The following is a 21,744-nucleotide window of genomic DNA, read 5'->3' as shown; positions in this document are numbered from 1 at the left end:
CTGTGTGCCGGCCGCGGCGGCGGGTACGACGCGGCTGACCACGGGGAGGGAAATGATCGACACACCACGCCTATACCTGGTGACCGGCGCCAGCGGCTACATCGGGGGGCGGCTGGTGCCCGAGCTGCTGGACGCCGGTCACCGGGTGCGGTGCATGGTCCGCTCGGCCCGCCGGCTGCGTGATCAGCCCTGGGCCGACCGGGTGGAGATCGCGGAGGCGGACGCCACCGACCGGGAGGCGACCGCGCGTGCCCTGGAAGGGGTGGACGTCGCCTACTACCTGATCCATGCGATCGGCGGCGGAGGTGGCTTCGCGGAGACCGACCGCCGGGCGGCCCGCACCTTCGCCGGCGCGGCACGGGAGGCCGGCGTCGGGCGGCTGGTCTATCTCGGGGGCATGGAACCCGAGGAGGAGCTGTCGCCGCATCTGCGGTCCCGCGCCGAGGTCGGCGAGATCCTGCTGCACAGCGGGGTGCCGACGGCATGGCTGCGCGCCGCGGTGATCATCGGGTCGGGTTCGGTGTCGTTCGAGATGCTGCGCTACCTGACCGAACGGCTCCCGGTCATGGTCACCCCCCGCTGGGTGCACACCCGCATCCAGCCGATCGCGATCCGGGACGTCCTGCATTACCTGGTCGCCGCCGCCGGCCTGCCGGCCGAGGTGAGCCGCGGGTTCGACATCGGGGGCCCCGACGTGCTCACCTACGTCGACATGATGCGCCGTTACGCCGCCGTGGCCGGGCTGAAGCGCCGCATCATCATCCCCGTCCCGGTGCTGAGCCCCTGGCTGTCGAGCCTGTGGGTCGGGGTCATCACACCCGTCCCGGGCGGTCTCGCGCGTCCCCTGGTCGAGTCGCTGCGCAACGAGGTGGTGTGCGCCGACGACGACATCGCCGAGTACGTGCCCCCGCCGCCCGGTGGGCCGACGGGATTCGAGCGTTCGGTGGAACTCGCGCTGCGCCGCGTCCGCGAGGCGGACGTGGCCACCCGCTGGTCGTCGGCCAGTGTCCCGGGCGCCCCCAGCGACCCGCTGCCGACGGACCCGGACTGGGCGGGCGGCAGCCTCTACACCGATGAGCGGTCATGCCGCACGGCCGCCCCGCCGGAGCGTCTCTGGGAGGTCATCGAGGGGATCGGCGGGGAGCACGGCTGGTACTCCTTCCCGCTCGCCTGGCGCGTCCGGGGCGTTCTCGACCGCCTGGTCGGCGGTGTCGGCCTGCGGCGCGGCCGCCGGGACCCGCGCCGGCTGCGCATCGGGGAGAGCGTGGACTTCTGGCGGGTGGAGGAGATCGAGCCCGGCCGGCTGCTGCGGCTGCGCGCCGAGATGCGGCTCCCCGGCCTCGCCTGGCTGGAGCTCGGCGTGGCCGAGGAGGACGGCCGCACCCGGTTCACCCAGCGAGCGCTCTTCCACCCCCGGGGGCTCGCCGGCCAGGTGTACTGGTGGGCGTTCCGTCCCTTCCACGACCGCATCTTCGGCGGCATGTGCAAAGGCATCGCCCGCGCCGCCGAGCACGGCCGCACGCCGGCTTGACAGGCGGACGAGAAGATACCTATAACTGTGCTTAGAAGTTTCTTCTCGCGCGAGGAGCAAGTGGTCGGCGCCCGGCCGGGCGCCGGAGGTCTTCGGAGGTGATGGTCAATGTTGCTGACGTCGATCGACCCGTTCGTGCAGGAGTTCGAGCGCCAGTTCGACCGGGCGCTCCGGCAGGTCGGCGGCCAGGGCGGCGGGGCCGGGATGCCGATGGACGGCATCCGCCGCGCCGACGACGTCGTCCTGCGGTTCGACCTCCCCGGGGTGGACCCGGGCTCCATCGAGGTCACCGTGGACCGCGGCGTGCTGTCGGTGACCGCGCGCCGCGAGGAGGAGTTCGGCGAGGACGAGCGCGTCTTCGTCCGCGAGCGGCCGATGGGCGCGTTCACCCGGCGGGTCTACCTGTCGGAGCACCTGGACGCCGAAGCGGTCGAGGCCGCCTACAACAACGGCGTCCTGGCCGTCCGCATCCCGGTTCTGGAGAAGGCGAGGCCCCGCAAGGTCGCCGTCCAGCGGACCGGCAACGGCCACAAGGCGATCAAGAACTGACCGCCGCGAACACCTGCCCCGGCCCCGGACCCGCGATCCCGCGCGGGCCGGGGCCGCCGCGGCGGCCGCCACCCGGGCAGAAGGAGAATCCGTGACCCTGCCGATCGACGACGAGTACGCCGCCCTGTTCACGGTGGGGCAGGTCGCCCGGATGCTGGACGTCCAGCAGGCGTTCCTGCGCCGCATCGACGAGCACCACGTCGTCTCCCCGGAACGCTCCGCCGGCGGGCAGCGCCGCTACAGCCGCCACGAGATCGGCCGTATCCAGGAGGTCGTCACGATGATGGGCGAGGGCATGACCCTGCCCGCCATCCGGCGCATCCTCGAACTCCAGCACGAACTGGCCGAGATCACCCGCGAACGCGACGAACTCGCGCGCCGTCTCGCCGCCCGCGATCCCGATTCCGGCCGCTGACCGGTCCCGGGAAGGCCCGGCCGCCCCTCCCGAGGTCCCGCGCGCCGGTCGGCGCCGGCACCCCCGTGCCGGCGCCGATGACCGTGGCCGATGACCGTGGCCGCCCGCCAGGCTCAGACCTTGCCCAGGTACGCCTCCACCACGCGTGGATCGGCGGACAGTTCGGCGGCCGGCCCTTCCAGGGTGCAGCGGCCGTTCTCGATCACGTACCCGCGCTGGGCGATCTCGAGCGCCGCCCTGGCGTTCTGCTCCACCAGCAGGACCGCCGTCCCCTCCGCGCTGATGTCGTGGATGACCTCCATGACCGCGGCGACGACGAGGGGCGCGAGGCCCATGGACGGCTCGTCGAGCATCAGCAGCTTCGGCCCGGCGACCAGCGCCCGGCCGATGGCCAGCATCTGCTGCTCGCCGCCGGAGAGCGTGCCGCCCTCCTGCCCGCGCCGCTCGGCGAGCCGGGGCAGCAGCTCGTAGACCCGCTCCAGCCGCCTGGCCAGTTCCTTGCCGTCCCGCACCAGGTACCCGCCGAGCAGCAGGTTCTCGTGCACGGTCAGGGTGCTGAAGATCCGCCGCCCCTCGGGCACGTGCACCAGGCCGCGCGCCACGATCGCGGGCGGCGGCTCCCCGGCCACCGACTCCCCCTGGTACTTGATGTCGCCGCCGGCCAGGCGGACCAGGCCCGAGATGGCGGACAGGGTCGTGGTCTTCCCGGCGCCGTTGTTGCCCAGCAGGGCGACGGTCTCGCCTTCCCGGACGGTGAGCGACAGGCCGCGCAACGCGGTCACGCCGCCGTAGTTCACCTTCAGGTCAGTCAGTTCGAGCACCGCGCACCTCCTCGGTCTCCTCCGGGCCGGCCTCCCGCCCGAGGTATGCCTCGATCACCGCCGGATTGTCGCGGACCTCGGCCGGGGTGCCGTCGGCGATCTCCTTGCCGTAGTCCAGGACGACGATCCGGTCGGAGACCTCCATGACCAGGCCCATGTCGTGCTCGATGAGCGCGATGGCGATGCCGAGGTCACGGATCCGCTGGATCAGGCCGAGCAGTTCGGCCTTCTCCGAATGGTTGAGCCCGGCGGCGGGCTCGTCGAGCAGCAGCAGGGACGGCCTGCGGGCCAGCGCCCGCGCGATCTCGACCCGGCGCTGCTCGCCGTACGGCAGGTTCCGCACCAGCCCGGCCCGGTCGCCGCGGAGCCCGACGAAGTCGAGCCACTTGTGCGCCTCGTCGGTGGCCTCCTGCTCGCTGCGCCGGTAGCGGGGGGTGTGCAGCAGCACGTCGAAGACCCGCTGCCGCAGCCAGAGGTGGGTACCGGCCCGCACGTTGTCCAGCACGGACAGGTCACCGAAGACCCGCAGGTTCTGGAAGGTGCGCGACAGCCCCCGCGCGGCGATCAGCGATGGCCGGCGGCCGGTGATGTCGGTCCCGTTCAGCGTGATCCGGCCGCCGGTCGGACGGTAGAAGCCGGTGACGCAGTTGAACGCGGAGGTCTTGCCCGCGCCGTTGGGGCCGATGACGGACACGATCTCGTTCGCGCCGACCTGAAAGGTGAGGCCGTCGACCGCACGGACGCCGCCGAAGGCGAGCCGCAGATCGCTGACTTCGAGCATTACGACTCCCCCGATCGGGCCGCGGTCCGGGCGGTCTCCCGTGACCGGTGCGGCCACAGCCCCTGCGGACGGACGATCATCATCACGATCAGCAGGACCCCGAACACGAAGAACCGGTAGTCGGCCAGGTCGCGCAGGATCTCGGGCAGCAGGCTGATCACGACGGCGCCGATGACCACGCCGGGGGTGGAGCCCATGCCGCCGAGCACGACCGCCATCAGCACCAGCGCCGACTGCAGGAACGTGAAGCTCGCCGGGGAGATGGCCGAGAGCTGCGCGGCGAACAGCACGCCCGCGAGCCCGCCCCAGATCGCCCCGGCGATGTAGGCGGCCATCTTGATCCGGTAGGTGTGGACGCCCATGGCCTCGGCGGCGTCCTCGTCCTCCCGGACGAACCGCCACGCGCGGCCGAGCCGCGACCGCCCCAGCCGGGCGGCGAGCAGGACCGCCACCGCGACGATGACCAGTGCCGCGTAGTAGAACACCACCGGGTCGGCGGCCTCGGCACCGAACAGCCCCGGGATGCCGTAGATGCCGGACGGCCCGCCGGTGACCTCCAGGTTGTTGGCGATGATGCGGACGATCTCCCCGAAACCGAGGGTCACGATCGCGAGGTAGTCGCTGCGCAACCGGAGCGTCGGCCCGCCGATGATGACCCCCGCGAGCGCCGTGGCGATGATCACGGCGGGCACGGTCGCGAGCAGCGGCCAGCTCAGCCGGGTGGCCAGCAGGCCGCTGGTGTAGGCGCCGACCGCGAAGAACGCGGCGAACCCGAGGTCGAGCAGGCCGCAGTAGCCGACCACGATGTTCAGCCCGACCGCGAGCATCACGAAGATCACCGCGCTGGTCATGATGTTCATCGCGTACGGCGTCGCGATGACGAACGGGGCGACGAGGCCCACCGCCAGGGCCGCCCAGCCGAGATGGCGGTTCTCCATGAGCCGCGTGACGATGGTGGGTCCGGGACGTTTCGCCCGGTCCGGCACGGCCGTCATCACACACGCTCCGTAACCCGCTCACCGAGCAGCCCGGTCGGCCGCACGGTGAGGAAGAGGATGAGGAAGCCGAACGCGAAGACGTCCCGCCACTCGCCGCCCACCCAGTGGGTGCCGAACGACTCCAGCAGCCCCAGTACCAGGGCCCCCAGCATGGTGCCGGGGACGTTGCCGATGCCTCCGATGACGGCGGCGGTGAACGCTTTGAGGCCGATGATGAACCCCATCAGAAAATCGATCTTCCCGTAGTAGCCGCCGGCCATCACGCCCGCCGCCCCGGCCATCGCGGAACCGATGAAGAACGTGCGGGCGATGATCGCGTCCACGTTGATGCCCATCAGCAGGCACGCCTTCGGGTCGAGCGCGATCGCCCGCATCGCCCGGCCCTGCTGGGTCCGCCCGATGAACACCGCGAGCGCCACCATCAGCGCGGCCGAGACGGCCATCAGCACGAGCTGCTGCATCGTCACCCGGGCGCCCAGCACGTCGACGGCGGCGCCGTCCAGCCGCACCGGGTAGACCCGCGGGTTGGGCCCGGCCGCGATCCTCGTCCCGTACTCCAGCGCGAAGGACGCGCCGACCGCGGTGATCAGGAGCGACAGCCGGGGCATCCCCCGCAGCGGGCGGTAGGCCACCCGTTCGATGACCAGGCCGCCCAGCCCGGTGGTGACCATGGTCAGCACGAGCACGACGAGCAGTGCCACCAGGGAGGAGGAGCGCACCAGGCCGCCCATGGCGCCGAGCATGGCGAACCCGGTGAACGCTCCGAGCATGTACAGGTCGCCGTGGGCGAAGTTGAGCAGCTTGATGATCCCGTAGACCATGGTGTAGCCGAGGGCGACCAGCGCATAGAAGGAACCGACGAACAGCCCGTTCCAGATCAGCTGCGACATAGTCTCCTACTTCAGTGCGTCGCGCAGCGTGAAGGCTCCGTTCTTGACCACCAGGATCACAAAACCTCCGTTGCTGAGCGTGTGCTGCGGGGTGAACTTGAGCGGGCCCGAGAAGATCGGGAACCCGTCGATGGCTTCCAGTGCCTTCGCGACCTTGTCACCGTCGGTGCCGCCGGCCTTGGTGATGCCCTCGGCGGCCACCCGGACCGCGTCGTAGGACTGGGTCGAGTACGGGCCCGGCTCCGCGCCGAACTTCTTCTTGTAGTTGGCCACCCAGCCGCCCGCGCCCTCGATCGTGTCGGGGGTCTGCGTCATCGTGGCGTAGGCGCCCTCCGCCGCCTTGTCTCCGGCGATCTTGATGAGCTTGGCGTCGACCGAGCCGTCCCCCACCATGAACTTGCCGGTGTAACCGGCCTGCCGGAGCTGCCGCAGGATCAGCCCGCCCTCCTGGTAGTAGCCGGTCCAGTAGACGAAGTCGGGCTTGGTCTTGAGCACGCTGGCGATGTTGGCGGAGTAGTCGCTCTCGCCCGGGGTGACGGCGTCCAGCGCCGCCTTGTCGGGCCCGCCGGGCTGGTCGAGGCCGGTGGCGGTCCGGGTCGCGATGTCCTTGGAGTAGGACGTGTTGTCGTGCAGGACGGCGACCTTCTTGGCGCCGTCCTTGCCCATCCAGCTCACCGCCGCCGCGGCCTGCTGGTCGCCGGTGCCGTTGATCAGGAAGACGTGCTTGAGCTTCTGCTCGACCAGTTCGGTGGAGTTGGCCGCGGGAATGATCATCGGGATCTTGTTGCGGTCGAACAGCGGAAGGGTCGGCAGCGCGGAGCCCGAGCAGTAACCGCCGACCGAGACGGCGATCTTCGCGGCGATCAGCTTGTTGGCCGCGGCGACCTCGGTCTTCGGGTCGCAGGCGCCGTCCTCGACCCGCAGTTGCAGCTTGCGTCCGTCAACACCGCCCTTGGCGTTGATCTCGTCGATGGCCATCTGCGCGCCGTTCTTCATGTACGGGCCGATGTCGGCGCTGCTGCCCGACAGCGGGACCACCATGCCGAGCGCGATCGGGCCCGAGTCGTCGGTCTTGTCGGAGCCGAGGACTCCCTGGCCACAGGCGGACACGGCGAGGGTCGCCGCCCCCAGGACGGCGCCTAGTGCGATCTTCTTCATCGGGATCTTCCCCCTTCAGAGGTAGGGCTGGTTGAGGTGTTTCGGGGACGCCGGATGAGGCGGACGTGCCGGTCGGCGACGTCAGCCGCGGCGTGGACGCGTCAGCTGTGCGCTTCGAGCAGGGGTGCGCGCTGGGAGGTCGCCCGGTCGGGCTCTCCCGGTCGGCCGTCGCGTCGGGGGGTTTCCCGTGTTCGACAGCGGTTTCGGTTATGGTCCGGAACCGGAGTCCGGTATGTTCAGCGCCCCTCCAGGGGCGCCGCCGCCTCCGTGGCGGCTCGCACGGCCTTCTCCTGTTCCGGAGCCAGCCGCAGCCGGGGGGCGCGGCAGGGTCCGCCGTACCGCCCGACGAGGTCCATGGAGAACTTGATCGCCTGCACGAACTCCGTCCGGGAGTCCCAGCGCAGCAGCGGATGCATCGTCCGGTACATCGCCCGCGCCTTGTCCAGGTCGCCGTCCAGGGCGGCCCGGTAGAGCGCGACCGACGCCCGCGGCAGCGCGTTCGCGAAGCCCGCGATCCAGCCCTTGGCGCCCGCCAGGGCGAGTTCGAGGGCGACGTCGTCCGCGCCGATCAGCAGGTCGAGGCCGGGTGCCATCTCGGCGATCTGGTAGGCGCGGCGCACATCGCCGCTGAACTCCTTGACCGCCACGATGTGGCCGGCCTCATAGAGCCGCGCCAGGAGCGGCGGGGTCAGGTCGACCCGGGTGTCGTGCGGGTTGTTGTAGCCGATGATCGGAAGGCCGGCACGGGCCACTTCGGCGAAGTGCGCCTCCGTGATGTGATCGTCCGCGCGGTAGGCGTTCGGCGGCAGCAGCAGGACGCCGCCCGCCCCCGCCTCGGCGGCCTGCTCGGCCCAGCGCCGCGCCTCGGTGGCACCGTAGGCGGCGACTCCGGGGATCACCCGGTCGCCCCCCGCGACCTCGACGGCCGTCCGCACCACCTGCGCCCGCTCCTCGGGCGTCAGGCTCTGGTACTCCCCCAGCGACCCGTTCGGGCATACACCGTCGCAGCCCTCGTCCAGCAACCAGCGGACGTGTTCCGCGTAACGCTCGTAGTCGACCGTAAGGTCGTCGCGCAAAGGCAATGCGGTGGCAACGATGACGCCGTGCCAGGATTTCATGTCGTCCCTCCGTATGGCATGTGACATTGCACAATCCGGACATTGCTCCCGTCAAGGGGTTGAGGGCGCCTAACACATCTTTTTCTGCAGGTCAGGAAGGGGGGTGGGAGGGAACGCCGCGAAGGGCGCCCCGCCACGGGCACCAGAAGGCCCGGCGGGACGCCCTTTCAGGTCAGACCGTCACTCCAAGGCGAGCAGCAACGCCGCCGACCAACTGAAGTTGGTGGAGTTCAGGGCCGCGCCCGTCAGCGGGTTGTAGTTCTCCATGATCGGCCCATCGCCGAGCAGGCCCGCCGCCGAACCGCGCAGGCGGCCGGCCAGAGCGGACGCGTCGGCGCCGTAGCCGTACCTTTGCAGGCCCTTCAGTGAGAAGTACGCCTGGTCGAGCCAGACGGGGCCGCGCCAGTACTTCTCCGGGGCGAAGTACGGCGAGCTCTTCGACACCGTCGGGAAGGGCATCGCGGTGGCGAACTCGCCCGGGTCGGTCAGCCTGCCGCGGACGGCGGCGGCCTGCTGCCCGGTCGCGACGCCCGCCCACAGCGGGATGGCGCCTTCGATGCCGCGGCCCCGGTCCACGAGGCGCCGGCCCGACGCGAGGTCGATGTCGTAGAAGAACCCGGTCTCCGGGTCGTACATCGACGTCCGGATCGCCGTGGTCAGCGTCCGCGCCTGCGCGGTCAGCCGCCGGGACGCCGCCCCGTCCCCGAGCCGCCGCGCGATCGCCGCGAGGTACCCCTTCTCGGCGGCGAGGTAGGCGTTGAGGTCGACGGACTCCTGGTTCAGCGAGTAACCGACGACACGTCCGGCGGCGTCCCGGTTCTCCACGACCCCGGTACCGAGGGCGGCGTCGAAGCGGGGAGCGTTGTCCATGCCGCTCTCCCACGCGGCGGCCTGCCGGCGGTCCTCGGGGGTGGCGTTGGCCGGATCGACGGTCGCCCCGTACTCGGCCAGGCCGTCGTGGTCGTGGTCCCGGGTGCGGTACCACCAGTCGTGGTAGGCGACCAGCTTCGGGTACATCTCGCGCAGGAACCCGACGTCCCCGTTCCGCCGGTAGGTCTCCCAGACCGCCCAGGCGGCCAGCGGCGGCTTGGTGTTGCGCTCGTTCCAGTTGCCGCCGCCGCGGGCGGGATCGTTGTAGAAGAGGCAGTCGGGGATCATCCCCGCGTCCTGCGGCCGGGTCGCCGAGTCCGGCGTGATCTGGTGGTCGAACATCGACCTGATCTGCGACTCGGCGAGCGCGGGGTCGAAGCGGGCGACGCCGACCGCCTGCTTCCAGGTGTCCCAGGCCCAGAAACCGCCGGTGAACCACTTGTAGGAGATGGACGGCGTGATGCCGCCGTGTTCCAGCCGCCCGGCCGGGCCGCGCCAGTTGGTGACCAGGGTCTCCAGGGCCTTCACCGCGAGCCGCCGCCGTCCGGCGGGCACGTCGTCCGTGACGGCGGCGACGTACCGGCGCCAGCGCGCGTCCGTGTCGTCGATCGCCACGCCGGGGCGCCGCAGCAGGTTCCGGACGGCCGGGGCCTCCCGCTCGCGTTCGGCGGCGGTGAAGGTGTAGGTCTCGGTCCAGGTGAGCGCGGACGAGCGGCCCGCCGCGACGGTGAGCGGCCGGGCCAGGTCGGTGCGGTAGGAGTCCCCGGTGACGGTGGTGCGGACCGGGGCGGCGTGGGTGACCTCGAACCTTTCGGTGCCGTCGGTGAGGTAGTCCCACTGCTCGCGCACCCGGGCGAAACCGACCGCGACGCCGCGCGCGGTGGCGTGCAGGGACGGCGCGCTCTTCATCGGCTCGGTGTCGGGGCGCAGCAGCGATCCGCTCCAGCCGACCTGCAACGTCCGGGGGCTGGTTGCGGTGTTGGCGACGTAGGCGCGCACGAGCGCGCTGTGCCCGGAGGCGAAGCGCAGTTCCAGCGTGAGCCGCAGGCCGGGCAGGTCGTAGACCTGCCGCAGCATCCCGGGAAGCGCGGTGAGGCGGGGCGCGCCGGCGGCGCCGAGGTCGATGTCCCGGCCGTTCTCGCTCAGCCGGATGCGGCTGAACGCCTTGCTCAGCCACCACGGGTACTCCTGGGCGATGTAGAGCGGCCCGGAGAACCCGCCGTAGGCGTCCTTGTCGCCCTGTCCCGGCAGGGCGTAGGCGTGCCACGCGCCGCGGTCGGCGAACACGTTGATCTCGTTGACCTCGGCGGGCAGCGCGTTGGAGGGGACGCCGTGCATGTCGAGGACGTCGGTGTACTGGTCCGGCCGGGGACCCGCCTCGGCGGGCGCGGGAAGGGCGGTGACGAGGAGGGTGGAGCCGAGCGTCAGCCCGGCCAGGGTGTGCAGTGATCTCCGCATGATCACCTCTCGGGTTGGGGGTGGGTCGTCTTGAGCACCGCCGCCCCGAGCGGGGGCAGCCGCAGCGTTCCCCGCAGGGCGGTGCCGGTCAGCAGGTCGATGCCGTCCGGGACGGGCAGTTCGGTGCCGGCGTCGCGATGGTTGAGCAGGAAGAGGAAGGACGCGCCGGGCCCGTCGCGGCGGGTGGCCTCGACGCCGGCCGGGACGTCGAGCACCGGGCGGACGCCCGCGTCGGCGAACACCTCGTCCAGCACATGCCCGAGGGCGTCGCCCAGATGGCAGCTCACATACCAGGCCCGGCCGGCCCCGTGCGCGTTCCGGGTGACCGCCGGGCGGCCGGTGAGCGGCCCGGAGCCGTACCCCGCCACGGTCTCCGCCGTGCCGGTCTCCAGCCACTCGCTCCACAGCGTCGCCGGAACCCGGCGGTCACCGAACACCACGTCGACGGACGCGTCGTCGGGGACGGGCCAGAACTCGTCCACCACGACGCCGAGCACGTCCCGCAGCGGTGCCGGGTAGCCGCCCAGATGCACGTGGTCGTGCTCATTGACGATGCCGCTGAAGAAGCCGCAGACCAGCCGCCCGCCGTCCGCGACGTACGAGGTGAGCCACGCGGCCGTCGCGTCGGTCGTCAGGTAGAGGTTCGGCAGCAGGACGACCCGGTACGACGTCAGGTCCGCGCCCGGAGGGACGAAGTCGACGGTCACGTTCCGCACGTACGCGGTGCCGTACCAGGACAGCGTGAGCTCCCGGAGCAGAAGCCTGGACGACGGGTGGTCCTCCAACTCCAGTGCCCACCAGGAGTCCCAGTCCAGGACGATCGCGACATCGGCGGTGAGCCGGGTGCCCGCGATCTCGGCGAGCCGGGTGAGGTCGCGTCCGAGGCGCACGGTCCGGTCCCACTGCGGCGAGCCGGTGCCGCGGTGCGGCAGGAGCGCGCTGTGGTACTTCTCGGCTCCGGCGCGCGACGCCCGCCACTGGAAGTGCAGGACCCCGTCCGCGCCGCGCGCCACCGCCTGGAAGGACCACAGCCGGCTCAGCTCGGGCGTCTTCGGCACGTTGACCGGCCGCCAGCTCACCGCCGACGGCGCCTGCTCCATGAGCAGCCACGGCCGCCCCGCCTTCAGCGAGCGCATCAGGTCGTAGTTCATCGCGGCGGCGACGTGCGCCTCCGGGTCGGCCGGGTCGGGGTAGGCGTCGTCGGACACGACGTCCTCGTGCGCCGCCCACGCCCAGTAGTCCAGCGACTTGAACATCGACATGAAGTTCGTCGTCACCGGGATGCCGCCGCCGTCCTCGTCCAGGACGGCCTTCTCCGCCAGGTAGCAGGCGAGCAGCGCGTCGGAGCAGAACCTGCGCCAGTCGAGCACCTGGGTCGGGTTCACCGGGCCGGGGGCGGCGCGCGGCGGCTCGATCTCGTCCCACCGGCCGTAGCGCTGGGACCAGAAGTCGGTCGCCCAGGCGCGGTTCAGCGCCGCGAGATCGCCGTACCGGTCCCGCAGCCAGTGCCGGAAGTCGGCGGCGGACGCGGCGCAGAAGCACTCGGTCACGTGGTCGCCGTACTCGTTGTGGATGTGCCACAGGACGACCGCCGGATGGTCGCGGTACCGCTCGGCGATCTTGCGGGCCAGCCGCGTCGCCGACTCCCGGTAGACCGGTGAGGAAGGGCAGTAGTGCTGGCGGGACCCGAACTCCAGCCGGACGCCGTCCGCGGTGACGGGCAGGATCTCCGGATGGGCGCGGACCAGCCAGGCGGGCGGCGACGCGGTCGCGGTGGCCAGGTCGGCGGCGACGCCGTGCGCGGCGAGCAGGTCCAGCAGCCGGTCCAGCCAGCCGAAGTCCCAGGTGTCCGGGCCCGGCTGCAGCCGGGCCCAGGAGAACACGCCGACCGTCACCAGGTTGACCCCGGCGTCCTTCATCAGCCGGACGTCCTCCGCCCAGACCTCCTCGGACCACTGCTCGGGGTTGTAGTCGCCCCCGTACAGCAACCCCGGCACACGCGTGGGTCCGCTCATCCCCGCACCCCCCGGTTCGCTTCGCTCATCCCTTGACCGCTCCTCCCAGCAAGCCGGACACGAACTGTTTCTGGAACAGGAAGAAGATCAACATGAGCGGCAGCGTCGCCAGGAACGAGCCGAGGATCAGCCCCGCGTAGTCGACGTGGCTCTGCCCGATGAGCGTGTACAGCGCGACCGGCACGGTGTACTTGTCCTCGCTGTTGAGCATCAGCAGCGGCCACAGGAAGGCGTTCCACTGCGTCATGAAGGTGAAGATGACCAGCGCGCCGAGCTGGGGCCGCACCACCGGCAGGACGACCTGGTAGAAGATGCGCAGGTCCCCCGCGCCGTCGATGCGGGCCGACTCGATCAGCTCGTCCGGGAAGCCGAGGAACGCCTGGCGCATCAGGAAGATGCCGAACGAGTTGGCCAGGAACGGCAGGACCACCGCCTGGTAGGTGTCGACCCAGCCCAGGCTCGCCATCATCTGGAACAGCGGGACGAGCAGCACCTGGAACGGGATCATCATGGTCGCGAGCACGGCGCCGAGCAGCAGCCCCCGTCCCCGGAACCGGTACTTGGCCAGCGCGTACCCGCACATCGCGGAGATCAGCGAGCTGAGCACGGTGTAGACGACGGCGATACCGGCGCTGTTGAACATGACCCGGCCGAAGCCGATGCTGTGCTCCAGCTCCACCAGGTTGTGCATGAACCGGCCGCCCGGCATGAACGGCGGCGGGGACTGGAACAGCTCGGAGTTGTCGTGGGTGGAGGCCACCACCATCCAGTAGAACGGTGCCGTGCTGATCACCGCGCCGACCAGGAGCAGCAGCACGAAGAGCACCCGGCCCGGCCGGAGGCGACCCGTCCCCCTCGCGATGTGGTTCACCGGGATGAGTCCCTTCCGAAGAAGCGGAACTGGGCGTAGGAGATCAGCCCGATGACCACGACGATCACCCACGCGAGGGCGGCCGCGTAGCCGAAGTCGAGCTGCTCGAAGCCGACCTTGTAGAGGTAGAGGACGGGCGTCATGGTGGCGTTGCCCGGCCCGCCGCCGGTCAGCACGTAGTTCTCGTCGAAGAGCTGGAGCGTCCCGATCGTCGATGTCACCGAGCAGAAGAGGATGACGGGACGCAACTGCGGCAGGATCACCCGCAGGTACGTGGTGACGGCCCCGGCGCCGTCGATGGCCGCCGCCTCGTACTGCTCCCGGCCGATCGTCTGCAGCCCGGCCAGCAGGATGACCGCGTTGTAGCCGGTCCAGCGCCAGGTGATCGAGCCGATCAGCGCCAGCCGCGCCCAGCCGGGGCTGTTCAGCCAGTCGATCTCGGACAGGCCCACCGCGGTCAGCATCTGGTTGACCAGCCCGCCGTCGGTCTTGAGCAGGACGCGGAACACCACCGAGTAGGCGACCAGCATGGTGACCGCGGGCAGGAAGTAGGCGATGCGGAACGTCGAGCGGAACCGCAGCCAGGACTGGTTCAGCCCGAAGGCCAGCAGCAGCGCCAGCCCGATCATGACCGGGACCTGGACGATGAGGATCAGCCCGGTGTTGCGCAGCGCCGCCCAGAAGACCGGGTCCGACATCATCCGGCGGTACTGGGCGATCCCGACCCAGGTCGTCGCGCCGTCGCGGTCGGCGGTGAAGCTCTGGTAGAAGCCGGCCACCAGCGGATAGGCGAAGAAGAACACCAGCAGCGCCGCCGCCGGGCCCGCGAAGATCCACGGGGTGGACCGGCGCCACCACCGGCGCGGCGCGGCCCCCGCGCGTGCCGCCGTGCCGGCGCCGGTCTCCCGCTCTGTCACATCGACGGCCACCGCGTCACCCGGCGATCGCCCGGCCGGTCCCGGCGGCGACCTGCTTGGCCGCCGAGTCCAGGGCCTTCTTGGGGTCGTCGTCGTGCAGGAGGATGCCGGAGACGGAGCGCCACATGATGTCCCGCGCCTTCGGGTCGTCCTTGGAGTCCTCGACCGAGGGCACCTTGTCCGCCAGTTCCGCGAAGGTCTTGAAGACGGGCCGGTCCCCGAAGTAGGGCTGCGGGGCGGTCACGAACGGGTCCTTCAGCGCGGGCAGGTAGGCGGGGAACAGCCCCTCGTTCTTCAGCATGGACACCTGGTTGGCGGTGTCGGCGAGGGCGAACTCGATGAACGCCCAGGCCGCCCGCGCGTTCGTGCTGTGGCCGCTGACCGCGAGCGTCGAGCCGCCGTCGTTGGATGTCTGCACCCCGCCGGCGTCGAACGCGGGCAGCGGCACGACGCCGAACTTGCCCTTGAGCTCCGGCATCTCGTCGGTGAGCGTGCCCGCCCACCAGACGGCGTAGGGGGTGGTGGCGGCCTTGCCCGCCTTGGTCCCGGCGACCAGGCCGTCCCAGCCCTTCTCGAAGGCGATCAGGTCCTTGTCGGCGAGCGTCTTGAGCAGCGTCCCGGCGCGGACGGCCTGCTCGCTGGAGAGGGCGACCTTCCCGTCCCGGAAGTACCTCTGCCCCTGCTGCTGGAGCAGCATGGGGAACATGCTGTCCTCCTGGGGGTCCATGATGAGGAGCTTCTTGCCGGTCTTGGCCTTGATGCGCTCCCCCGCGCTGACGTAGTCGTCCCAGGTCGCGATGCTGTTCGGGTCGACCCCGGCCTTCTCGAACATGTCGGCGCGGTAGTAGAGGGCGCACGGCCCGCTGTCCCAGGGCAGCGCGAAGACCTTGCCCTGCGCGTCGCTGGAGTACTTCCACGCGGAGGGGGCGAACTCGGCCTTGTGGGGGCCGGCGAGCGAGGTCAGGTCGTACAGGCCGCCCGGGAAGACGCCGATGTAGCCCGGCAGCCTGCTGCCCTCGATGGTGAGGACGTCCGGCAGGCCCTTCCCCGACTTCAGCCCGACGGTGATCTTGTCGTAGGCGTTGTCGTAGCCGATGTCGACGATCTCGACGCTCGTCCCGGGATGGCGCTGCTCGAAGGCCGGGGCCAGCCGCTTGAGCGCCTTGGCCGCCACGTCCCACGACCAGACGCTGATCTTTCCCTTGATCTCGGCCGCCGCGCCCGCGCTCAGCGTCGGGCCCGCCTTCTTGGCGGTGCCTCCGGTGGCGCAGCCGCTCGCACCGAGCAGTGCCGAGAACACTCCGGCGACTCCGGCGGTCAGGACGGTCCGGCGTCCGAGACTCGCCCGTTCGGGGTTCGTCGCCATCTTGCCTCCCCAGGTGGATCTGGATAATGCTGTATACAGCACACTGCATCATGTGTTCTCGTCAAGAGGGCGGGGCAGGAAAACCCGAGGAACCCGAGAAAGTGAGGGCGCGCGTGAGCGTTCACCCGTACATCCCGAACTCCGTGCCGGAGATCAAACGGCAGATGCTCGCCGCGATCGGCGCGTCCAGCGTCGAGGATTTCTACGCGGACATCCCCGAGAGCATCCGGTTCGGCCGCCCGCTCGACATGCCGCCCCCGCTGCGTTCGGAGGCCGAGCTGACCCGGCATGTCGGCGGGCTGCTGGCCCGCAACACCGGCACCCGGGAGGCCCTGAGCTTCCTTGGTGCGGGCTGCTACCCGCACTACGTCCCCGCCGTGGTGGACGAGGTCGTCAACCGCAGCGAGTTCCTCACCGCCTACGCGGGTGAGCCCTACGAGGACCACGGCCGCTTCCAGGCGCTCTGGGAGTACCAGTCCCTCATGGGCGAGCTGCTGGAGATGGACGTCGTGAACGTCCCGGTCTACGACGGCTACCAGGCGTCCGCCACCGCGCTGCGCATGGCGGGCCGGATCACCGGCGCCCGGCGGCTGCTGCTCGTCACGGCCATCGACCCCGGCAAGCTCTCCAAGATCGACGACTATGTCCGGCCCGTCCACGACCTGGTGATCGTGCCGGTCGACCCGGACACCGGGCTGGTGGACACCGCGGCCGTCCAGGCCGAACTGGCCGCCGGCGACGTCGCGGCCGTGTACGCCGAGGCGCCCTCGGCCTCGGGGATCATCGACCCCGCGCTGACGTCGCTCGCCGGCCTCGCCCACGACGCCGGGGCGCTGTACGTCGTCGGCTGCAACCCCATCTCGCTCGGGGTCGTGGCGCCGCCGTCCGCCTACGGGGCCGACATCGTCTGCGGCGACATCCAGCCGCTCGGCCTGCACATGGCCTACGGCGGGCTCAACGGCGGCTTCATCGCCACCCGCGACGAGGAGAAGTTCGTCGCGGAGTACCCGTCCCGGCTCTTCGGGCTCGCGCCCACCCGCGTCGAAGGCGAGTACGGCTTCGGCGACGTCGCCTACGAGCGCACCTCCTTCGCCGTCCGGGAGGAGGGACGCGAATGGGTCGGCACCGCCGCCGCGCTCAACGGCATCACCGCCGGCGTCTACCTCGCGCTGATGGGACCGCAGGGAATGCGGGAGATCGGCGAGACGATCATGGCGAACACCCGGTACGCGCTGCGCCGACTCGCCGAGGTGCCCGGCATCGAGGCGCCGTACGCGGACGCGCCGCACTTCGCCGACTTCACGCTCGCCTTCACCGGCGCGCGGACCGCCGCCGAGGTCAACGAGGCGCTGCTCGCACACGACATCTTCGGCGGCAGGGTCCTGTCGGAGGACAAGGCCCTCTACTGCGTCACCGAAATGCACACCAAGGACGACATCGACCGCCTGGCCGGCCTCTTGGAGGAGATCGTCAAGTGAAGACCGACCACTCCCCCGTCACCCCCGCGGACGCGAAGATCGCCCCGAAGCCGCCGCTGCGCCGCTTCCATCAGGCGAGCTGGGACGAGCCGCTGCTGTTCGAGATGACCAGCCCCGGTGAGCGCGGCGTCCTGGTGCCCGAGCCCGACGTCCCCCTGGACGACACCCTCCCGGCGGCGCTGCGCCGCGCCGAGCCCCCGGCGCTGCCGGAACTGTCCCAGCCCCAGGTGCTCCGGCACTACCTGCGGCTGTCCCAGGAGAACCTCGGCGTCGACTTCAACATCGACGTCGGCCAGGGCACCTGCACCATGAAGTACAGCCCCAAGGTCAACGACCAGTTCATCCGCGACCCGCGGATCGCGGACCTGCACCCGCTGCAGGACGAACGGACCGTGCAGGGCGTCCTGGAGATCATCTACCGGCTGGAAGGGCTGCTGCGGGAGATCTCCGGCATGGACCGGTTCTCGCTCCAGCCCGGCGCCGGCTCCGCCGCGATCTACACCAACGTGTCGATGATCCGCGCCTACTTCGCCGCCCGCGGCGAGGCGGAGCAGCGCGACGAGATCATCACCACGATCTTCTCGCACCCCTCCAACGCGGCCTGCGCGAAGACGGCCGGGTTCAAGGTCATCACCCTGTACCCGGACGCCGACGGCTACCCCGACATCGAGGCGCTCAAGCAGGCCGTCGGCCCCCGCACGGCGGCGCTGCTCATCACCAACCCCGAGGACACCGGGCTCTTCAACCCGCGGATCGAGGAGTTCGTCCGCATCGTCCACGAAGCGGGCGGGCTGTGCGCCTACGACCAGGCCAACGCCAACGGGATCCTCGGCATCACCCGCGCCCGCGACGCCGGGTTCGACCTGTGCCACTTCAACCTGCACAAGACGTTCTCCACCCCGCACGCCTGCGGCGGGCCCGCCGCAGGCGCCTCCGGCGTCACCGAGGCACTGGCCCCCTACCTGCCGACGCCGACCGTCGAGTTCGACGGCACCCGCTACTACCTGGACGACGACAGGCCCGAGTCGGTCGGGAAGATCAGGCCGTTCTACGGCGTCGTGCCGAACCTGGTGCGCGCCTACGCCTGGATCATGTCGCTGGGCGGTGCCGGGCTGCGGGAGGCGGCGGAGATCGCCGTCCTCAACAACAACTACCTGATGAAGAAGGTGCTGGAGATCCGCGGCGCGTCGGCGCCGTACGCGCCGGGACGGCCGCGGATCGAGCAGGTCCGCTACAGCTGGGAGAAGCTCGCCGAGGAGACCGGCGTGCACTCCGAGGACCTCGGCCTGCGCGCGGCCGACTTCGGCACCCACTACTGGACGAGCCACCACCCGTTCGTCGTCCCGGAGCCGATGACGCTGGAGCCGACCGAGTCCTACTCCAAGGCCGACCTGGACGAGTACGCCGCGATCCTCGCCGAGGTGGCCCGCGAGGCGTACGAGGACCCGGAGACCGTCCGGACCGCCCCGCACCGCTCCACCGTGCACCGTGCCCGCGAGGACGTCCAGGACGACCCGGCCACCTGGTCGGTCACCTGGCGCGCCTACCGCAGGAAGATCCTCGGCGCATGAGGTCGCGATGAGGTTCGGGCTTGTGGTGAACCCGGTCGCCGGGCTCGGCGGCCGGGTCGGGCTCAAGGGCAGCGACGGCGCGGCCGTCCAGGAGAAGGCCCGCGCCCTCGGCGCGACGCCGCGCGCCTCCGAGCGCGCCGCGCTGGCGCTGTCCGAACTGCGTTCCCGGCTCGGCGGCGACGAGCTCACCGTGCTGACCGCGGCCGGGGCCATGGGCGCCGACGCCGTGGCCGCCGCCGGGCTCGTACCGGACGTCCGGTACGAGCCCGGCGACCCGACCACCCCCGCCGACACCGTGCGCGCCGCCACCGCGCTCGCGCCGCAGGTCGACCTGCTGCTGTTCGCCGGCGGGGACGGGACGGCGCGCGACGTCCTGGACGCGGTCGGCCTCACCGTTCCCGTGCTCGGCGTGCCCACCGGCGTGAAGATGCACTCGGCGGTGTTCGGGGCCACCCCGCGCGCCGCCGGGGAGGCGGCCGCGCTGATGGCCGCCGGCGGTGTGCGGCTCCGGGAGGCCGAGGTGATGGACCTGGACGAGGACGCCGTCCGCACCGGCCGGGTCTCCGCCCGCCTGTACGGCCATCTGCGGGTGCCGGACATCCCCGTGCGCGTGCAGCAGCGCAAGATGGGCAGCTCGATCACCGACCCGTCGGCGGTCTCCGGCATCGCCGCCGAACTCGCCGCCCGGCAGGGGCCGTCCGGGCTGCTGGTGCTCGGCCCCGGCGGCACGACCCGCGCCATCGCCGCCGCGCTCGGCGCCGACGTCCCCGTGATGGGCGTCAACGTGCTGACCGGGGACCGGCGGGTCGCGGCGGCGGACGTGTCCGCCGCCGAACTGGAGGCGCTGGTCCGGGCGTCCCCGGCGTGGATCGCGGTGACCCCGATCGGCGGTCAGGGCTTCCTGCTCGGCCGCGGCAACCAGCAGATCTCCCCGGCGGTGCTGCGCGCCGTCGGCCGGGACCGGTTCGTCGTCGTGGCGACCGAGGCCAAGCTCGCCTCGCTCGGCGGCCGTCCGCTGCTGGTCGACACCGGCGACGAGGACCTCGACCATGAACTGCGCGGATACCTGCCGGTGCTGACCGGGCACGGCAAGTTCGCCATGTACCCCGTCCGATGAAAGGACAACGAAACGTGAACTCACTCGAAGGCAAGACCGCCCTGGTCACCGGGGCCGCGTCCGGCATCGGGCGGGCCACCGCCGAGCTGATGGCGGAGCTCGGCGCCAAGGTCGTGCTGGCCGACCTGGACGAGGCGGGCGCGCAGGTCGCCAAGGCCATCGAGGCCGCCGGCGGCCGGGCGGTCTTCGTGCGCGGCGACGTCTCCGACGCGGCCGACTGCGAGCGGTTCGTCGCCGCCGCGCGGGACGCCTTCGGCGGCCTGGACGTCCTGTTCAACAACGCGGGCATCATCCGCCGCTCCACCGTCCTGGAGATCAGCGAGGACGACTGGGACCTGGTGATGGCCGTCAACATCAAATCGATCATGTTGATGAGCCGGGCCGCGATACCGTTGATGGCCGCGGCCGGGGGCGGCAGTATCATCAACACCGGCTCGGGCTGGGGCATCCAGGGCGGCGCGCGGGCCGTGTCGTACTGCGCGTCCAAGGGTGCCGTGGTGAACATGACCCGGGCCATGGCGATCGACCACGGGCCGCAGAACATCCGGGTCAACTGCGTGTGCCCCGGCGACACCGACACCGGCATGCTCGCCGAGGAGGCCCGCCAGCTCGGCGGTTCGCTGGAGGCGTTCTACACGGACGCGGCGGACCGTCCGCTCGGCCGGGTCGGACGCCCCGTGGACATCGCGCACATGGTGGCGTTCCTTGCGGGCGACGCCGCCTCGTTCGTGAGCGGGGCGATCATCCCCGTCGACGGGGCCGGAACGGCGTGATCAGCAGATCACTCGGGGAGAGGATGGCGACAGGATGGCGATCGACCGCCGGCCCCTGCGCGAGCAGATCAAGGACGAGATCCTAGAACGGCTGGCCAAGGGCGAGTTCGGCCCCGACCAGCCGATCAACGAGATGGCGCTGGCCGCCGAACTGGGCGTGAGCCGCACCCCGCTCCGTGAGGCGCTCATCGGCCTGGAGCGCGAGGGGATCATCCTGAGCGAGCGCGGCAAGGGATTCCGGTTCGCGCCGATGAGCTCGAAGGAGTTCGAGGACCTCACCACGATCGTCGCGGCGATGGAGTCGCTGGCACTGGAACTGTCCGACCCCGGCCATCTCCGCGCGGTCGCCCCCCGGCTGCTGGAGGAGGCCCGCGCGTTCTCCGCGCCCGAGGCGGAGTACGCGGTGATCGAGCGCTACGACGACGCCTGGCACGATCTGCTGCTGTCGGGCTGCCCGAACGAGCGGCTGATGGACCTGATCACCTCGCTGAAGCTCACCATGCACCGCTACGAGCGGGTCATGGTGGGCGACTGGGAGATGCTCGAACGCTCGGCGCAGGAACACGAGCGGATCGCCGAGCACCTGGTGTCCGCGGACATCGAGGGCGCCGTGGAGGCGCTCAAGGCCAACTGGGAGAGCGGCAAGGACAGAATCCTCGCCCGCCTCTCCGAACGCTGAACCCCGCCCGCCAAGAGCGGCGACGCGGGTTCCGGCTGCCCTGAGCACCGGCATACGGCAGCGCGGAGGGACGGCCCCCTCCCACCGCCCCTCCGCGCGGTCTTCACGGGTTCAGAACCGCGAAGACGACCTTGCCGGCGTTACCGGCCAGCGGCCGGACGCCCCAGCACAGGGCGAGCCGGTCCACGATGAACAGGCCACGGCCGGCCTCACTGCTCGCGTCCGCCTCCTGCACGTACGGCAGAGCGCAGGCGGCGTCCTGGACCTCCATCCACAGCCCGCCGTCCTCGGTGCGGTCCAACCGCAAGGTCACATCGTCATCCGACACGGACGCGTACCGCAGCGCATTGGTGACCAGCTCACTCGCC

General features: G+C 71.2%; 20 protein-coding genes. 8 read left to right on the top strand and 12 right to left on the bottom strand.

Annotation, left to right across the window (positions count from 1 at the left end; genetic code table 11):
- Positions 1–52: 52 nt before the first annotated feature.
- The 3 genes from AF1_RS22260 to AF1_RS22250 all read left to right on the top strand — a co-directional run bounded on the left by AF1_RS22260 (position 53) and on the right by AF1_RS22250 (position 2,495).
- Positions 53–1,531: an SDR family oxidoreductase gene (locus tag AF1_RS22260; protein ID WP_067802574.1), complete on the top strand. Its 1,479-nt coding sequence runs from the start codon at positions 53–55 to the stop codon at positions 1,529–1,531.
- Positions 1,532–1,639: 108 nt separating this feature from the next.
- Positions 1,640–2,080 carry an Hsp20/alpha crystallin family protein gene (locus AF1_RS22255; protein WP_067802571.1) on the top strand — a complete coding sequence of 147 codons (441 nt, stop codon included), beginning with the start codon at positions 1,640–1,642 and terminating at the stop codon, positions 2,078–2,080.
- 91 nt (positions 2,081–2,171) lie between these two features.
- Entirely contained in the window at positions 2,172–2,495 is a 324-nt protein-coding gene (locus AF1_RS22250) for a MerR family transcriptional regulator (protein WP_067802569.1), read from the top strand.
- A gap of 113 nt (positions 2,496–2,608) precedes the next feature.
- On the opposite strand, the gene AF1_RS22245 is transcribed toward AF1_RS22250, so the two are convergent.
- The 11 genes from AF1_RS22245 to AF1_RS22195 form a co-directional block, all read right to left on the bottom strand.
- Positions 2,609–3,316, bottom strand: coding sequence for an ABC transporter ATP-binding protein (locus AF1_RS22245; RefSeq protein ID WP_067802566.1), 708 nt, complete (start codon positions 3,314–3,316; stop codon positions 2,609–2,611).
- A complete protein-coding gene (locus tag AF1_RS22240) occupies positions 3,300–4,097 on the bottom strand; it encodes an ABC transporter ATP-binding protein (RefSeq protein ID WP_067802562.1) in 798 nt (265 codons plus the stop codon). Before AF1_RS22240 ends, AF1_RS22245 begins: the two co-directional genes overlap by 17 nt.
- Positions 4,097–5,092, bottom strand: coding sequence for a branched-chain amino acid ABC transporter permease (locus AF1_RS22235; protein ID WP_067802559.1), 996 nt, complete (start codon positions 5,090–5,092; stop codon positions 4,097–4,099). Before AF1_RS22235 ends, AF1_RS22240 begins: the two co-directional genes overlap by 1 nt.
- Positions 5,092–5,985 (bottom strand): branched-chain amino acid ABC transporter permease, encoded by an 894-nt coding sequence (locus tag AF1_RS22230; RefSeq protein ID WP_067802551.1) that lies wholly within the window; start codon positions 5,983–5,985, stop codon positions 5,092–5,094. Before AF1_RS22230 ends, AF1_RS22235 begins: the two co-directional genes overlap by 1 nt.
- Before the next feature lie 6 nt (positions 5,986–5,991).
- Positions 5,992–7,143: a branched-chain amino acid ABC transporter substrate-binding protein gene (locus AF1_RS22225; RefSeq protein WP_067802549.1), complete on the bottom strand. Its 1,152-nt coding sequence runs from the start codon at positions 7,141–7,143 to the stop codon at positions 5,992–5,994.
- Positions 7,144–7,379: 236 nt separating this feature from the next.
- Complete coding sequence (locus AF1_RS22220; RefSeq protein WP_242608931.1) at positions 7,380–8,261, bottom strand: dihydrodipicolinate synthase family protein; 882 nt, start codon at positions 8,259–8,261, stop codon at positions 7,380–7,382.
- 180 nt (positions 8,262–8,441) lie between these two features.
- Complete coding sequence (locus AF1_RS22215) at positions 8,442–10,589, bottom strand: MGH1-like glycoside hydrolase domain-containing protein (RefSeq protein ID WP_067802541.1); 2,148 nt, start codon at positions 10,587–10,589, stop codon at positions 8,442–8,444.
- A gap of 2 nt (positions 10,590–10,591) precedes the next feature.
- Entirely contained in the window at positions 10,592–12,604 is a 2,013-nt protein-coding gene (locus tag AF1_RS22210; protein ID WP_067802539.1) for a beta-galactosidase, read from the bottom strand.
- A gap of 25 nt (positions 12,605–12,629) precedes the next feature.
- Entirely contained in the window at positions 12,630–13,475 is an 846-nt protein-coding gene (locus AF1_RS22205; RefSeq protein ID WP_207394135.1) for a carbohydrate ABC transporter permease, read from the bottom strand.
- The gene (locus AF1_RS22200; protein ID WP_207394134.1) at positions 13,472–14,404 is read right to left on the bottom strand and encodes a carbohydrate ABC transporter permease; all 933 of its coding nucleotides are present in this window, start codon (positions 14,402–14,404) and stop codon (positions 13,472–13,474) included. Before AF1_RS22200 ends, AF1_RS22205 begins: the two co-directional genes overlap by 4 nt.
- 4 nt (positions 14,405–14,408) lie before the next feature.
- A complete protein-coding gene (locus AF1_RS22195) occupies positions 14,409–15,758 on the bottom strand; it encodes an ABC transporter substrate-binding protein (RefSeq protein WP_067802536.1) in 1,350 nt (449 codons plus the stop codon).
- 113 nt (positions 15,759–15,871) lie between these two features.
- Between AF1_RS22195 and gcvPA the strand changes: the two genes are divergently transcribed.
- The 5 genes from gcvPA to AF1_RS22170 are packed head-to-tail and all read left to right on the top strand — an operon-like array spanning position 15,872 to position 21,376.
- Complete coding sequence (gcvPA, locus tag AF1_RS22190) at positions 15,872–17,236, top strand: aminomethyl-transferring glycine dehydrogenase subunit GcvPA (protein ID WP_242608930.1); 1,365 nt, start codon at positions 15,872–15,874, stop codon at positions 17,234–17,236.
- Positions 17,233–18,807: an aminomethyl-transferring glycine dehydrogenase subunit GcvPB gene (gcvPB, locus tag AF1_RS22185; protein WP_067802533.1), complete on the top strand. Its 1,575-nt coding sequence runs from the start codon at positions 17,233–17,235 to the stop codon at positions 18,805–18,807. Before gcvPA ends, gcvPB begins: the two co-directional genes overlap by 4 nt.
- A gap of 7 nt (positions 18,808–18,814) precedes the next feature.
- The gene (locus AF1_RS22180) at positions 18,815–19,924 is read left to right on the top strand and encodes an ATP-NAD kinase family protein (protein ID WP_067802530.1); all 1,110 of its coding nucleotides are present in this window, start codon (positions 18,815–18,817) and stop codon (positions 19,922–19,924) included.
- Positions 19,925–19,938: 14 nt separating this feature from the next.
- On the top strand, positions 19,939–20,697 hold the full coding sequence (locus AF1_RS22175; RefSeq protein WP_131732816.1) for an SDR family NAD(P)-dependent oxidoreductase: 759 nt from the start codon (positions 19,939–19,941) through the stop codon (positions 20,695–20,697).
- A gap of 34 nt (positions 20,698–20,731) precedes the next feature.
- Positions 20,732–21,376 carry a GntR family transcriptional regulator gene (locus tag AF1_RS22170; protein ID WP_067802524.1) on the top strand — a complete coding sequence of 215 codons (645 nt, stop codon included), beginning with the start codon at positions 20,732–20,734 and terminating at the stop codon, positions 21,374–21,376.
- Positions 21,377–21,479: 103 nt separating this feature from the next.
- On the opposite strand, the gene AF1_RS22165 is transcribed toward AF1_RS22170, so the two are convergent.
- Positions 21,480–21,744: ATP-binding protein (locus AF1_RS22165; RefSeq protein ID WP_217999837.1), on the bottom strand; the 265-nt coding region annotated here is incomplete at its 5' end.

It is taken from the genome of Actinomadura formosensis NBRC 14204, assembly GCF_001552155.1.
Classification (GTDB): domain Bacteria; phylum Actinomycetota; class Actinomycetes; order Streptosporangiales; family Streptosporangiaceae; genus Spirillospora; species Spirillospora formosensis.
This window is presented reverse-complemented; position numbering and strand designations above follow the sequence as displayed.

What these genes read in the sequence shown, in the direction of transcription:
- AF1_RS22180 (WP_067802530.1), top strand. Translation starts at nt 18,815, where the DNA reads ATGAGGTTCGGGCTTGTGGTGAACCCGGTCGCCGGGCTCGGCGGCCGG.
- AF1_RS22235 (WP_067802559.1), bottom strand. Translation starts at nt 5,092, where the DNA reads ATGACGGCCGTGCCGGACCGGGCGAAACGTCCCGGACCCACCATCGTC.
- AF1_RS22230 (WP_067802551.1), bottom strand. Translation starts at nt 5,985, where the DNA reads ATGTCGCAGCTGATCTGGAACGGGCTGTTCGTCGGTTCCTTCTATGCG.
- AF1_RS22195 (WP_067802536.1), bottom strand. Translation starts at nt 15,758, where the DNA reads ATGGCGACGAACCCCGAACGGGCGAGTCTCGGACGCCGGACCGTCCTG.
- AF1_RS22210 (WP_067802539.1), bottom strand. Translation starts at nt 12,604, where the DNA reads ATGAGCGGACCCACGCGTGTGCCGGGGTTGCTGTACGGGGGCGACTAC.
- AF1_RS22225 (WP_067802549.1), bottom strand. Translation starts at nt 7,143, where the DNA reads ATGAAGAAGATCGCACTAGGCGCCGTCCTGGGGGCGGCGACCCTCGCC.
- AF1_RS22255 (WP_067802571.1), top strand. Translation starts at nt 1,640, where the DNA reads ATGTTGCTGACGTCGATCGACCCGTTCGTGCAGGAGTTCGAGCGCCAG.
- AF1_RS22260 (WP_067802574.1), top strand. Translation starts at nt 53, where the DNA reads ATGATCGACACACCACGCCTATACCTGGTGACCGGCGCCAGCGGCTAC.
- AF1_RS22170 (WP_067802524.1), top strand. Translation starts at nt 20,732, where the DNA reads ATGGCGATCGACCGCCGGCCCCTGCGCGAGCAGATCAAGGACGAGATC.
- AF1_RS22240 (WP_067802562.1), bottom strand. Translation starts at nt 4,097, where the DNA reads ATGCTCGAAGTCAGCGATCTGCGGCTCGCCTTCGGCGGCGTCCGTGCG.
- AF1_RS22220 (WP_242608931.1), bottom strand. Translation starts at nt 8,261, where the DNA reads ATGAAATCCTGGCACGGCGTCATCGTTGCCACCGCATTGCCTTTGCGC.
- AF1_RS22215 (WP_067802541.1), bottom strand. Translation starts at nt 10,589, where the DNA reads ATGCGGAGATCACTGCACACCCTGGCCGGGCTGACGCTCGGCTCCACC.